Origin of the sequence: Klebsiella sp. K4 (genome assembly GCF_014596785.2) — a bacterium.
Taxonomy (GTDB): Bacteria; Pseudomonadota; Gammaproteobacteria; order Enterobacterales; family Enterobacteriaceae; genus Klebsiella; species Klebsiella pneumoniae.
Genome location: NZ_CP115021.1, coordinates 4,574,010 through 4,587,924, shown reverse-complemented (window position 1 = coordinate 4,587,924; position 13,915 = coordinate 4,574,010). Strand labels below are relative to the sequence as shown.

The window sequence follows — 13,915 nt, the reverse complement described above, 5'->3', positions numbered from 1 at the left end:
GTATGAGTATCAAGCGTTATGGCGTAGAAGGCGGTACCGGTACCGGCGGGCAGCACCTGCCGTTCGCGCGGGCGGTGGAAGCGGGAGGCTGGCTGTACGTTTCCGGCCAGACGCCGATGAAGGACGGGGAAGTGGTGGAAGGCGGGATTGTCGACCAGTCGCGTCTGGCGATTCAGAACTGCGTAGATATCATGACCGAAGCGGGCTACACCCTGGCCGACGTGGTACATGTTAAAGTGATCCTCACCGATGCGCGCTATTTTCAGTCGTTCAATAAGGTATTTCGCGAGTTCTTTGGCGACAACCCGCCTGCCCGCATCTGCTGCGTAGCGGACCTGGTGGTGGATTGTAAAGTCGAAGTGGATGTGACCTGTTTTAACGCTGCGCGACAATAACGCTCGAAACCTAACATAAATCCCTCCCTTTGCGGGAGGGAGCATCAAAAAAGTGTGATATCGGCACCAGAGTGAATAAATAAATCGGTGCCACTGGGTTCGCTATGCCTTTTTTCAGGCATGGTTCCTGTTAACTCATAATATTCAGCGGCACGAATATTATTTATTACGTCTGGATGTGAGCCATGAATAATATGTCATTTATGATTTGGTTTTCCGTTTATGCCTGCGCGATGATTACCTTAGGCTGGTACGTTTCGCGCAAACAGAAAACCGGCGAAGACTTTTTACTTGGCGGCCGTTCGCTGCCGATGATCCTCACTCTCGGTTCGGCGGTCGGCACCATGGTAGGGACCGGTTCCAGCGTCGGCGCCGTCGGCTTTGGCTACAGCAACGGCTGGGCCGGGATGCTTTACGGCCTCGGCGGCGCGGTGGGGATTCTGCTGGTGGCATGGTTATTCGCGCCGGTACGTAAACTTCGCTTCATGACCATGAGTGAAGAAATGTCGTATTACACTGGCGGCAGTAAAATTATAAAAAACCTCGTCGCAATACTTATTTTTATTGCCTCTATAGGCTGGCTGGGGGCGCATATATTAGGCGGCGGATTATACCTGGCGTGGGCCAGCGGCATTGATATTAATGTCGCGAAAATTATTATCGCGCTGGCTTTTGTGGTTTATGTCGGTATTGGCGGCTATTCCGCAGTCGTGTGGATCGATACCATTCAATCGATCGTGCTGTTCGTGGGCTTTATTTTAATGGCGATACTGGCGGTTCATCACGTTGGCGGCTGGAGCCATATTCAGCAGGCCGTCGATCCGGCGGCGCAAAGCCTGTTCGCGGTCGATAAATTAGGCGCGTTGCCGGCGCTATCATTGGCGATGGTGATCGGCGTCGGCGTGCTGGCGACGCCTTCTTATCGCCAGCGTATTTACTCGGCGAAGACCGTCTACTCGGTGCGCCAGTCCTTTACCATTACCGGCCTGCTGTATCTGGGCTTCTCCTTCCTGCCGGCGATCATCGGTATGGCGGTATGGACCATGAACCCGCAGCTGGAGAACAGCGGCTTCGCTTTCTTGTTTGCCACTCAGATGCTGCCGCCGGTGCTGGCGATGGCGATCCTGATTGCCGGGATGTCGGCCAATATGTCTTCCGGTAGCTCTGATGCCATCGCCGCGGTGTCCATCATGCTGCGCGACCTCTACACCCTGGTGACCGGCCATATGCCCGCGCCGGAGAAAGCCATTCGCCTGTCGCGGATCTTCCTGGTTCTGGTGATTGCGCTGGCGCTGCTGTTTGCCCTGACCTCCAACGACATCATCAGCTACATCACCAAAATGATCTCAATGATTATGTCCGGGATGTTTATCTGCACCATGCTTGGCCGTTTCTGGACACGCTTTAACTGGCAGGGCGCGGTCGCCGCGCTGGCCGGCGGCGCCGGGGCATCGGTTGCGGTGCTGGTGGATAGCGACTGGCTGGCGTTCTGGGGCAACCCGTGTATTCCGGCGGTGCTGACGAGCCTGGTGGCTTCGGTTGTGGTGACGTTACTGACCCCGGCCAGCAGCATGAGCCGCGAGCAGGCGCTGGAGATGATTACCCGCGAGCGTGAAAGCCGCCCAACGCCGCCGCCGCTGCCGATTGGCAAACGTCATACCTCACGCGGGTAAGGGGCAATCATGAACGAGTATATTGCCGTCGATTGGGGCTCCACCCAGCTGCGGGCATGGCGGATGCGTGATGGCGAATGCATCGACAAGCTGAAACTGCCCTGCGGCGTCACGCGTCTGAACGGGCAGCGCGCCGAAGCGGTATTTCAGCAGCAGCTGGCGCCGTGGCGCGGCGACCCCGCGCTGCCGGTGGTGATGGCGGGCATGATCGGCAGCGATGCCGGTTGGCAACCGGTGCCTTATCTGGCCTGCCCGCTGGCGCTGGAGGCGCTCAACGGTCAGTTATATGAGGTGGCGGAAAAAGTGTGGATCGTGCCGGGGCTGAAAGTGGCGCAGGCTGCAGATTACGACGTAATGCGCGGTGAAGAAACGCAGCTGCTGGGCGCCTGGCAACTGATGCCCGCGGAGTGTTACGTGATGCCCGGCACCCACTGCAAATGGGTGCAGGTGCAAAACGGCGTGGTGCGCCAGTTCGCCACGGCGATGACCGGCGAACTGCATCACCTGCTGCTTAACCATTCGCTGCTCGGCCAGCAACTGCCTGCGCAGTTGCCGGATGAAGCCGCTTTCGCCCTCGGTATGGAAAAAGGGTTAAATCAGCCGGCGTTATTGTCCGGGCTTTTTAGCGCCCGCGCCGCGCGGGTGTTAGGCGCGCTGGCGGCGACTTCGGTGAGCGATTATCTCTCCGGGCTGTTGATTGGCGCGGAGGTGGCGACATTCAGCGAACGCTATCGCGCCAGCCGCGTGGCGCTGGTTGGTGAGCACTCGCTCAACGCCCGTTATCAGCAGGCGATGGCGGCGCGTGGGTTAGCCGTTTCCTGTTGCTCCGGCGAGGCGGCGTTTCTTTCGGGTATAGCGAGGATGATTGATGGACAAGATTAAGCTGGTGGCGATTTTACGCGGCATTCAACCCGCTGAGGCGGCAGATCATATTGAGACGCTAATAAATGCAGGCTTTCGCTATATCGAAATCCCGCTCAATTCGCCGGACTGGCAGCAAAGTATTCCGGCGATGGTGCGTCAGTTTGGCGAGCGGGCGATGATTGGCGCGGGAACGGTGCTGAAGGTTGAACAGGTTGATTTTCTCGCTGAAGCCGGGGCGAAACTTATCGTGACGCCCAATACGGCCCCGGCGGTGATCCGCCGCGCGGTAGATAAGGGGATGCTGGTGTGCGCCGGCTGCGCGACGGCCTCCGAGGCGTTTAGCGCGCTGGATGCCGGGGCGCAATGGCTGAAAATCTTTCCGTCATCAGCATTCGGCGCGGACTATATTCGCGCGCTGAAAGCGGTGTTGCCGCCGGAGGTTCCGGTGCTGGCGGTCGGCGGCGTGACGCCGGAAAATCTGGCGACCTGGATACAAGCGGGGTGCGCCGGTGCCGGTCTGGGCAGCGATCTTTATCGCGCCGGACAGGCCGTGGAACGTACCCGCGAGCAGGCGGAGAGGTTTATCTCCGCCAGTAAAAGTTAGTCCCCCAGCGGCTGCCGATCGACGCCGCCGCGGTGGCTGTCGAGCGCCAGCTTAATACGGCGTAATTTGCCTTTTGCCTGGGTTTTGTTGGCCATCGCCAGTTCGGTGGCCAGCACATCGACCATCGCCAGCATCGCGTAACGGGAAGTGCTGGGCTTAAAGATATAGTCGTTTTCCCGTACCAGCAGCGGTAGCACCAGATCCGCCTGTTCAGCCAGCGGCGTTCCGGCGGGGGTAATCGCAATAACCTTCGCGCCGTACTGGCTGGCAATCGCCGCGCTCTCAATGATTTCCCGGGTATAGCCGCCCAGAGACAGCACGATCACCACATCTTGCGGCGTCACCGCCGAGCTCATCATGCGTACCAGCAGACCATCGCTCTGGCTGACTACCGGCAGACCGAGGCGAAACAGGCGATACTGAATTTCCTGAGCGCAGATGGTCGAACCGCCGCCCATCCCCAGGGCGAGGATCTGCCGCGCATCGCTCAGCCAGCTCACCGCGCGCTTCAGCGCCTCGATATCCAGCGCCCGCCGGTTGGTCTCCAGTACGCTGATGATTGACTCATAGATCCCCTGGACGCCTTCGAGATCCGGAACATCGAGGATAAACCGCTGGCCGACCGCAAGAGATTGCGCAAGCTTCATCTTCAGCTCGCGGACGTCTTTACAGCCGAGCGCCCGGGCAAAACGGGTGACCGAAGCCTGGCTGGTTTGCGTCAGTCGCGCTATCTCGGCGATGGGCAGCTCCGCCGCCGCCGCGACATCATCGAGAATAAACTGCGCAATGCGTTTTTCGGTCGCCGTGAGTTCCACAAAGCGATCGGTTATGCAGGAAATAATATCGATTGACCAGGACATACGGTAACAACGGGTAAGTTTTGAATGGTACTTTGTACCATATTGCGCCGCTGAAATCAGTGCTGAAGTCTACAACGCCAGGCGCATGGCGCAGCGCGACTCGGGCGGCAGGCCGTGCCGGGTCTCCTGTTCCCTTTTTGCCGCCAGCCCGGCGGGCAGGGTCAGCTCATCGAGCATGGCGAATCCCAGACGGGTATAAAACGGCGCATTCCACGGCACCTCGCGGAAGGTGGTGAGGGTTACCGCCGGGTAGCCCATCTGCCGTGCGCTCTCGATAACCCGCTCCAGCAGCATCCGGCCGATGCCCTGTTGCTGCCAGGCCTGGTGGACGGCGACTTCGACGATAAATAACGCATCGTCGAGCGGTTCGGTCAGAATAAAGCCAACGGGTTGCCCGGCGGCTACCGCCAGCAGGCTATGCTCCGTTTCCAGATAATCATGATGGCGCGCAACGCTAATCACCTCGCTGTCCGCCAGCCAGGCGAGAGAAGGGATCTGGCGAAATGCCTGGGCGGCAGAACGTTCAATGGCGGGCAGAAGGGCGATATCGCTCTCCTGAGTCAGGCGTAATACGGCACCGGCAGTTATAGTGTTAGTTTTCATCACCTCAGCATAGCAGCCTTCGGGAGAAAAGTATGGAGCTGACCGCCGTTCCCGCCACGCAGTTCAGCAGCGTGCAGTTAACGGATATTCTCAACGCCTGTTTTGAAGCCTACCTGGTGCCTGTTACCCAGTCGGTAGAGGGATTTGTTCAGCGTTTTAGCGCCGAGGGGATGAGCCTGGTCGATTCCCGCGTCTGGCTGGCCGGAGATGAACCGGCGGCGATCGCGATCGTCGCGCGCCGGGGGAGTGCCGCTCGCCTGGCGGCCTTTGCCCTGCGCCCGGCCTGGCGCGGCAAAGGCCTGGGCCGGAAACTGATGCAGGAGCTGCTGATGCTTTTGCAACAGCAGGGGATCGAGACGGTATTCCTGGAGGTGATCCGCGATAACCATGCGGCCGTCGCGCTGTATCAGTCGCTGGGCTTTACGCGACGCTATGGGCTCTGCGGCTACCTGAGTACAGAACTTCTGGCCCCGGTGCCGGGCGTATTGCAGCTTTATCCCACCCTGTCCCTGCTTCGGCGCGCCATTGAGGAGAGTAACAGCCAGCTTCCCTGGCTGCTGGATCCGCTTACCTTCGCCACTCTGCCATGTCAGGTCGTGACGCTGGAACAGCGCGCCTTCGCGGTTCTAACGACGGCGGGCTCGCGCCCTGTACTGTCGTTTTTGTGGGTGGAGCCCGCCGCCCGCCGCCAGGGGCTGGCGCGTGAGCTGCTGATGGCGCTGGCGCAGGAGTTCCCGGGCATTGGTACTTCGGTGACGGTCCCGGAAACTTTTACGCCGCTGTTTGCCGCGGCCGGCTATGCCGCTTTGACACTACAACAGTATGAGATGAGCGCAACGATGAATGCCCTGCGGTCGGCAGGGCGTTAAGATTTAGTCGTTACGCGGATCGCTAATTGGCTGCCGAACCAGGAAAATGTAGGCCAGCGCGCCGAGAGCGGTCACACAGCCGCATATAACCAGCGCCAGCTGGAAGGAATGGGTGGTATCGACAATAAATCCGGTCACCACCGGTGCAAATGAAGCGCAGATAAAGCTGGCGAAATTCTGAATACTGCCGACGGAAGCCGTCATTCTTGATGCCACGGCGACGTGGATCAATCCCCAGCAGGACGTTCCGGCAAAATGAATGCAGAACAACGCCATACCGATTAACAACACCGCCGCGAAAGAGGTAGTGGCATGCGGCACGATCAGTGTAAACGCCGCGGAGCAGAACATCCCGGCAATGATGCAGATCTTGCGGCTTTTGATCGGTGCCATGCCGCCTTTGACCAGCCAGTCGGTGACGTAGCCATTGATCAGCATACCGGCGGCACCAAACAGGAAAGGAATTGCGGCCATAAATCCGGTACTTTTCAGATCGAGGTTATACGCTGTTTGCAGGTAGCCCGGCAGCCAGGCCAGATACAGCCACGCGGTATAATTGATGCCGCTGAAGCCGAGCATCATTCCCCACATGGTTTTGTTTTTAAACAGGCTGCGCCATTCGGCAAAGCTCAGCGGGTCGCGGCGAACGTTGACGCTTCCGGCGTTAAGGTACGCCTGTTCATCGGCGGTGAGGGGGAGATCCTCCCGGTTGCGATAAAGCATATACCAGCCGATAGCGATAAAGATCCCTAGTATGCCGATAGTGATAAACATCCAGCGCCAGCCCATCATCAGCATCATTGCGGCAAGGATCGGTGGACTGACCGCGACACCGATCGTCGAGGCGGCGTTGAAGAAGCCCATTGGGCGACCGCGCTCTTTAATATTAAACCAGTCGTTGATCACCTTGACGCCGCAGGGGTTCATTGGCGCTTCGCCGATCCCCATGCCGATGCGAACCAGGACGAACTGGGTAAAGCTGTGCACCATCCCGGAGAGCGCCTGAAATAGTGACCAGAAAAACATACCCAGCCCTAGCATGATGCGTGGACCTTTGCGGTCCAGCAGAGGGCCGCAGGGCAGTTGCGCAATGCCATAGGCTAGAGAAAAAACCGATAACAGCGCCCCGATTTCAGTGGCGTTGAGCCCTAACTCCTGGTGAATCGTTAAGTTTGCCACGGACAATGAACTTCGGTCGAGGTAGTTAATCACCGCCGCCAAAAATAACAGAATCATTGCCGTTGTTTGAATCTTTTTAATACGAGAGCTACGTTGTAGCGTATTTTCTAAGGGAACTGAAAGGGGTTCCGCTTTCCCCTCTTTAAAGTCGGTCTGCGGGTCTATGGTTATATTTTGTGATTCCACGCCTGACTCCTGATTATTATGTTTGAACGCCAAGTAACAACGAATGGTTTAAAGACCACCCACATATTTCACAGTAAAGTAAGTCGACTTGTTTTCAGCATAAATAACCTTTTTGAGGGCGCCGGATTACGTTTTTGGATTTGTGCTGTTGCTAATCATTTTCTGTTTTTAATCGGTACTTAATGCGCCAGCGATTCACTTTGCTTGATAGAGTTAATCATGGATTGCTTCGCGGTGTTCAGGTGGTTACGTAGCGCCAGGTTGGCATCCAGATCGCTGCGACAGATGAGTGCGCTCAGGATAGTCATATGTTCGTCAATAGCGATGATATTGCGCTGTTTAAGGTCGCTTTCATCCCACTGATAGTGGAAGTGAAAGATCACGGAGATAATCTCAAGGGATTGATTAAAAAATATATTATCCGCGGCGGAAAGCAGCAGCGAATGAAAATCACGATCGAGCTGGGAGAACATACGAAAGCTGTCGCCAATGCTGTCCCGCAGAGTGCGGTGGCGCTCAAGCAGGGTTTTGGCCTGCAGCCAGCGGGCATCGCTGTCCGGCAGATTAAGAAAGTGTTGAAGTGCGTGAGTTTCCAGCATTTCCCGCAATTCGAACAGTTGTTCGGCCCAGGATTGCTCAAATTTCTTCATGTTCCACTGGCCGCGTTTTTCGCTTTCAATCAGGTTGTAGCGGCTGAATTTCAGTAAAAACTCTCTGACCACGACCGGGCTGACGCCCGCGGCACGCGCCAGTTGCAGCTCGGAGAACCGCTCTCCGGCGCGTAACTGGCGTTGGTTAATCATGGTGAAAAACGCTTGTTCAAAGAGACGGTTTTGTTCGGCCAGCGAGGCGCTGGAACTATCGAAGCCGTCCTGTACTTCCGGTTGACGAAGGATCTGGTAGTCGTGATTGACCTGGCTCAGGACGCCGCGCTCGCATAAGTGGCAAAGGATATGGCGCACCGTGGTGCGGCTGATGTTATACATTTCCGCCAGTGCGCTTTGCGAGGGGAGCGGCGAGGGGATAAAGCCGCGCGCCATGTCGTTGATGACCTGGTTAATAACATTGTGACGAAGGTTTTGTGAGCGACTCATAACGTTTTCCTTTTTTATCCATTAAAACCGGATTTAAAACAGTTTTGTGCGCGATATTTCACAGATTTTGCAATGACTTTCACTCTACTTCTATTTTTCATCGATATCTAAGCCAACAAATACGGAGGCAATTATTATGACGTCGATGAATACTTTAGTGTGTCAGGAACCTAAAAAATTACACTGGGAAAAACGCCAGATTCCCATTCCCGGCGATGATGAAGTGCTCATTAAAATAAAGGCGGTGGGGATTTGCGGGACAGATATTCATGCATGGGGCGGCAATCAGCCTTTTTTTAGCTATCCGCGTGTTCTTGGTCATGAAATATGCGGTGAGATAATTGGGCTGGGTAAAAATATTCTTAATTTGAAGAGTGGCCAACAGGTTGCTGTGATTCCCTATGTCGCCTGCCGCCACTGCCCGGCCTGTCTGAGCGGCCGGACAAACTGCTGTGAGAACATTTCGGTGATCGGGGTGCATCGCGACGGCGGGTTTAGCGAATACCTCTGCGTTCCGGTAAACAATCTGCTGGTGGTGGATGATGTCGACCCTGAAGCTGTAGCGTTGATTGAGCCATTCGCCATTAGCGCCCACGCGGTGCGTCGCGCAGCGATCCAGCCGGGAGATCAGGTACTGGTGGTCGGCGCGGGTCCGATTGGGCTCGGGGCAGCGGCGATCGCTAAGGCTGACGGCGCACAGGTGGTGGTGGCGGATACCAGCCCGGCGCGGCGCGATCATGTGGCACAACATCTCGGCCTGACCACCCTCGATCCCTCCGATCCACTGTTTACCGAGCAACTGTCGGCCACGTTTGACGGTTCTCTGGCGCAGAAAGTGATTGACGCGACGGGAAATCAGCAAGCAATGAACAACACCGTTAATTTAATCCGTCACGGCGGCAGCATCATTTTTGTTGGTCTGTTTAAGGGGGAACTGCAGTTCTCTGACCCTGAATTTCATAAGAAAGAGACGACGATGATGGGGAGTCGTAATGCGACAGAAGAGGATTTTGCCAAGGTCGGGCGGCTGATGACTGAAGGGAAAGTGACCGCCAGGATGATGCTGACCCACCGTTACGACTTCAAATCGCTGGCGGAAATTTACGAAAGCGAGGTGATTAACAATCGTCAGCTGATCAAAGGCGTTATTCATTTTTAGCAGGGAAGCTCATGAAAACCTTAAACCGACAAAACTTTCCAGGACCTCAGTATCCGACCCGTGCGATTCAGTTCGGCGAGGGCAATTTCCTGCGGGCATTTATTGACTGGCAGCTGGATCTGCTGAATGAGAAAACCGATCTGGCGACGGGCGTCACCATTGTTCGCCCGATCAACACCGTTTTTCCGCCGTCGTTAAATACTCAGGACGGGCTGTATACCACGGTGATCCGCGGGTTGAATGAACGCGGCGAGGCGGTGAGCGAGGCGCGGATTATCCGCTCCGTTAATAATGAGATCAATCCCTGGCAGGATTTTGCTGGCTACCTGGCGCTGGCCCGTGACCCGGAGATTGCATTTGTGTTTTCAAACACCACCGAAGCGGGGATTAGCTATCACGCCGGGGACCGGCCTGACGATATGCCGCCGGTCAGCTTCCCGGCGAAGCTGACCCAATTGCTTCTTGAGCGGTTCCGTCATTTCAACGGCGCAGCGGATAAGGGCTGGACAATAATCCCTTGTGAACTGATTGACTATAATGGCGAAGCACTGAAGGCGTTGGTGCTGCGCTATGCTAAAGAATGGCAGTTGCCAACGGCATTCAGCGACTGGGTTGAAACTGCCAATACATTTTGTTCAACGCTGGTTGACCGCATCGTCACCGGCTATCCGCGCGAGGAAGCGGAAAAGCTGGAGGCGGAGCTCGGCTACCATGATGCTTTCCTGGATACTGCCGAATACTTTTGGTTATTTGTAATCCAGGGGCCGCAGGGGCTGGCGGAAATGCTGCGGCTGGATCGCTGCCCGCTGAATATTCGTATCGTAGAGGATATCCGGCCCTATAAAGCGCGCAAGGTTGCCATTCTTAACGGCGCGCATACCGCGCTGGTGCCGGTAGCATGGCTGTGTGGGGTGGATACGGTTGGCGAAGCGATGCGGGACGAAGCCATTCGCCATTATGTCCAGCAGACGATTGATGAAGAGATTATCCCGGCGCTCGATTTACCGGCCGAGGAGCTTCGTCAGTTTGCCGATGCGGTCACCGGGCGCTTTCTTAATCCCTATATTCGCCATCAATTGCTCGCCATCGCCCTGAACGGCATGACTAAATTTCGTACCCGGATCTTGCCGCAGCTGCTGACGACTATCCGCCAGCACGGCGCGATCCCGCCGCGGCTAACGTTTGCTCTGGCGGCGCTCATCGCCTTCTATCGCGGTCAGCGTGACGGACAGACGTATCCGCTACAGGATGACGAAGTTTGGTTAACCCGCTTTGCTGAAGGATGGGCTCAGGTGGCGAACGGCAGCCCGCTGCATGAACTGGTCACAGAAGTCCTGCAGGATGCTGCGCACTGGGGTGAGGATCTGACGGCCATTCACGGCCTTGCCGACCAGGTCACGCGCTATCTGGAAATGATTTTGCGCGCGGGTATGCGCGAGGCCCTGTCGCGGCTGTAGTCGGTTTGTTGTGCGGCGCCCGCGGATTGGGGCGTCGTTTTTTTTTGTGCTCTGAACCGCAAAAAATGAATTAAGCGCCAACGGTTGGCGGATTTCCCGCATCATATCCCTTCGTAATGGCGAAGAGGGGGATGCGATGCGTAAAACGGAACTGTTGGCTTTTTTGCAAAATCAGACCGATTTTTTCGATCCGGATAACCTGAGCGAGGTCTTTACCGCCAGCTGGCTGGCCCGGCGTTTCGCGATGCAAAGAAATACCGCCAGCCATTATCTCAATCAGCTGGTCGCTCAGGACGTGCTGGTGAAAATCAACACCCGGCCGGTCTATTTTCTGCATAAAAAAGCCTTTTGCCAGCAGTTCTACCCGCTTTCCCGCGGTGAGTATGCCAGCATGGCGGAGTTACTCGCGGAGAGCGACCGCCAGCCGGAGCAGGCGGACCATTTTTCGTTGCTGACCGGGCATGACGGCAGCCTGCGTAAACCGATTGAGCAGATGAAAACCGCGCTGTTTTATCCTAACGGCGGGCTACCGCTGCTTATTACCGGCGACAGCGGGACCGGCAAAAGCTATATGGCTGAGCTGATGCATGAGTTCGCCATCGCCCAGGGGCTGCTGGCGCCCGATGCCCCCTTTGTGAGCTTTAACTGCGCGCAGTATGCGAGTAATCCGGAGCTGCTGGCCGCCAACCTGTTTGGCTACGTCAAAGGCGCGTTTACCGGTGCGCAGAGCGATAAAGCGGGGGCGTTTGAGGCGGCAAACGGCGGGATGCTGTTTCTCGATGAGGTCCATCGCCTGGATGCTCAGGGGCAGGAGAAGCTGTTCACCTGGCTGGATCGTAAGGAGATCTACCGGGTGGGGGAGACCGCACAAGGCTTGCCGATTTCGCTGCGGTTGGTGTTTGCCACCACCGAAGATATTCACAGCACTTTTCTCACCACCTTCCTGCGCCGAATTCCGATCCTGGTTAGCTTGCCCGATCTTCAACACCGTAGCCGCGAGGAGAAGGAGGCGCTAACGCTACAGTTTTTCTGGCAGGAGGCGCGCACGCTTGCCGCCCGGCTGCAACTAACGCCGCGACTGTTGCAGGTCCTGACGCAGTATGTTTATCGGGGCAACGTCGGCGAGCTGAAGAATGTGGTGAAATACGCCGTGGCGTCAGCCTGGGCCAGGTCTCCGGGCCGCGAAATGCTGACCGTGAGGCTGCACGATCTGCCGGAGAATGTCATGGCCGCGACGCCAGCGCTCAGCGAAGCGATGGGCCAGCAGGAGCCGCTGCTTATCGAGCCGCAGACCAGCCTGGTCTGGCTGCTGCGTGCGCGCGACCCGGTACAGGGGCTGATCTATGACGTTCAGTGTCGGGTTCTGGCGCAGTATGAAGCGGTGCTGAATAAAAAAACGGTCTGGGAAGAGGCGCAAAGGAGCATGGGGGAAGAGATTGAAACCCTCTTCGATCGGCTGATCTTTGATAATCATGACTCCAGTAGCCCGCAGATGCTGCTGCTGATCGCTCATCAGGTTCGGGAGGAGTATTATCGCCTGGAAAAGCGCTTCAATATCCAGTTTAACGGCAACTGCCTCTACGCCCTGAGCCACTACCTGATCCACCGATCCCGACAGGCGCAGTCCACGATAAACAATGAAAAAGCCCGCCAGCTGGAGGACTTCCTGGTACAGAAGTTTCCGCTGCTGTATCGCTTTTGCGAAGCGATCCTCGGTGCGTTGACGCTGAAGCTGGATATTGAACCCCAGCGTATCGACCTGCTGCTGTTAGTGCTGTGGTTCCACAAGAATGGCGCCATCAGCCAGCAGCAGGTGACCCGGGCGATAATTCTCGCTCACGGTTACGCTACCGCCAGCAGCATCGCCAACGTGGCGAACCGCTTGCTGAAAAGCCAGCTCTTTGAGTCATTCGATATGCCGCTGGACGTGACGCCGGAGGCTATCGCTAACCAGGTGATGGCCTACATAGAGAGCCATGCCCTGGCATCAGGATTGATAATCCTGGTCGACATGGGATCGCTGAACGCCATTCACCGCCATTTTAATCGTCGCCTGAGTACGCCGATGGCGATCATCAACAATGTCTCCACCGGTATGGCGATGTACGTCGGGGAGCGCATTTTGCAGGGCGTTATGCTGGAAGATATCGTCCGCGAGATCGGCGATGACCTTGCGGTTGAGCACCAGCTCTATTACCCGCAAACCGATAAGCCGCGGGCGATTTTAACCACCTGCGCGACCGGTCTGGGCGCGGCGGCGAATCTGTCGGCGCTGTTAAAAGCCAGCATTCCTGAAGCGCTTGGCATTGATATTGTGGCCTGCGATGTGGAGACCCTTGCCGATCCCGCGCGACGGGAGCCGATGCTAAGCCGCTATGAGGTGCTGGCGATCGTCGGTACCCTGGATCCGCATCTTGCCGATCTACCCTGGATCTCGCTGGATTCGCTGATCTCTGGCGAAGGGAGTCGTCCGCTGATGCGCATTTTTGGCGAACTGGCGACGGCGGAGCAGGTCAGCGAGATCAACAACCTGATCCTGAAAAACTTTTCGCTGCGCCGGGTGATCGAGTCGGTGACGATCCTCGATACGGCTAAGGTGATCAACCAGGTTGAGCAGTTTTTGCTGCGCTATGAGCATCTGGCCGGGCGCGATGTACCTAACGATCGTAAGGTCGCGCTGTATGTGCATATCAGCTGTCTGATAGAGCGATTAATTCGTCACGCTTCCCCAGCCCAATACACTGGAGGGCAGTGTCCGGATCGCGAGCTGGCTACGCTACGCGAGGCCTTTAGTGTCATAGAGAGCGGGTATAGTGTCAAAATTCCCGTTGTAGAGCTCTGCTACATTCACGATATCCTGACGCGGGAAACGGAATTTATTCAGGAAGATCAAGACTTTTAACACATCTCTTCTTTTTTATCCTTGCGTTAGCCGACGCGCCACTGTTTCTGGCACGTCGGTTGCAATTAAG

General features: G+C 56.6%; 12 protein-coding genes. 8 read left to right on the top strand and 4 right to left on the bottom strand.

Going from position 1 to position 13,915, the window contains the following annotated elements; all coding sequences use genetic code 11:
• The first annotated feature begins 2 nt into the window (after positions 1-2).
• The 4 genes from IB144_RS22650 (at position 3) to IB144_RS22635 (ending at position 3,536) form a co-directional block, all read left to right on the top strand.
• On the top strand, positions 3-395 hold the full coding sequence (locus tag IB144_RS22650) for a RidA family protein (RefSeq protein WP_004177530.1): 393 nt from the start codon (positions 3-5) through the stop codon (positions 393-395).
• A 185-nt stretch (positions 396-580) separates the two neighbouring features.
• Positions 581-2,068, top strand: coding sequence for a sodium:solute symporter family protein (locus tag IB144_RS22645; RefSeq protein WP_046654703.1), 1,488 nt, complete (start codon positions 581-583; stop codon positions 2,066-2,068).
• 9 nt (positions 2,069-2,077) lie between these two features.
• Positions 2,078-2,950 (top strand): 2-dehydro-3-deoxygalactonokinase, encoded by an 873-nt coding sequence (locus IB144_RS22640; RefSeq protein WP_040215652.1) that lies wholly within the window; start codon positions 2,078-2,080, stop codon positions 2,948-2,950.
• Positions 2,937-3,536 carry a 2-dehydro-3-deoxy-6-phosphogalactonate aldolase gene (locus IB144_RS22635; protein ID WP_004146077.1) on the top strand — a complete coding sequence of 200 codons (600 nt, stop codon included), beginning with the start codon at positions 2,937-2,939 and terminating at the stop codon, positions 3,534-3,536. Before IB144_RS22640 ends, IB144_RS22635 begins: the two co-directional genes overlap by 14 nt.
• On the opposite strand, the gene IB144_RS22630 is transcribed toward IB144_RS22635, so the two are convergent.
• Together IB144_RS22630 and IB144_RS22625 are read right to left on the bottom strand one after the other, a co-directional pair.
• Positions 3,533-4,396, bottom strand: a complete 864-nt coding sequence (locus IB144_RS22630; protein WP_004177525.1) for a MurR/RpiR family transcriptional regulator — start codon at positions 4,394-4,396, stop codon at positions 3,533-3,535. The two genes, IB144_RS22635 and IB144_RS22630, sit on opposite strands and share 4 nt — an antisense overlap.
• 69 nt (positions 4,397-4,465) lie before the next feature.
• Complete coding sequence (locus tag IB144_RS22625) at positions 4,466-4,999, bottom strand: GNAT family N-acetyltransferase (protein WP_002887560.1); 534 nt, start codon at positions 4,997-4,999, stop codon at positions 4,466-4,468.
• A 32-nt stretch (positions 5,000-5,031) separates the two neighbouring features.
• Between IB144_RS22625 and IB144_RS22620 the strand changes: the two genes are divergently transcribed.
• A complete protein-coding gene (locus IB144_RS22620) occupies positions 5,032-5,868 on the top strand; it encodes a GNAT family N-acetyltransferase (RefSeq protein WP_040215647.1) in 837 nt (278 codons plus the stop codon).
• 3 nt (positions 5,869-5,871) lie between these two features.
• On the opposite strand, the gene IB144_RS22615 is transcribed toward IB144_RS22620, so the two are convergent.
• The gene (locus IB144_RS22615; RefSeq protein WP_020805233.1) at positions 5,872-7,233 is read right to left on the bottom strand and encodes an MFS transporter; all 1,362 of its coding nucleotides are present in this window, start codon (positions 7,231-7,233) and stop codon (positions 5,872-5,874) included.
• A 179-nt stretch (positions 7,234-7,412) separates the two neighbouring features.
• Entirely contained in the window at positions 7,413-8,327 is a 915-nt protein-coding gene (locus tag IB144_RS22610; RefSeq protein ID WP_004182856.1) for a GntR family transcriptional regulator, read from the bottom strand.
• 136 nt (positions 8,328-8,463) lie between these two features.
• Between IB144_RS22610 and IB144_RS22605 the strand changes: the two genes are divergently transcribed.
• From IB144_RS22605 to IB144_RS22595, 3 genes are all read left to right on the top strand, one after another.
• Positions 8,464-9,486: a zinc-binding alcohol dehydrogenase family protein gene (locus IB144_RS22605; protein ID WP_004182857.1), complete on the top strand. Its 1,023-nt coding sequence runs from the start codon at positions 8,464-8,466 to the stop codon at positions 9,484-9,486.
• Positions 9,487-9,497: 11 nt separating this feature from the next.
• Complete coding sequence (locus IB144_RS22600; RefSeq protein WP_016946268.1) at positions 9,498-10,943, top strand: tagaturonate reductase; 1,446 nt, start codon at positions 9,498-9,500, stop codon at positions 10,941-10,943.
• 136 nt (positions 10,944-11,079) lie between these two features.
• Positions 11,080-13,845: a sigma-54-dependent transcriptional regulator gene (locus IB144_RS22595; RefSeq protein ID WP_046654701.1), complete on the top strand. Its 2,766-nt coding sequence runs from the start codon at positions 11,080-11,082 to the stop codon at positions 13,843-13,845.
• Positions 13,846-13,915 lie beyond the last annotated feature (70 nt).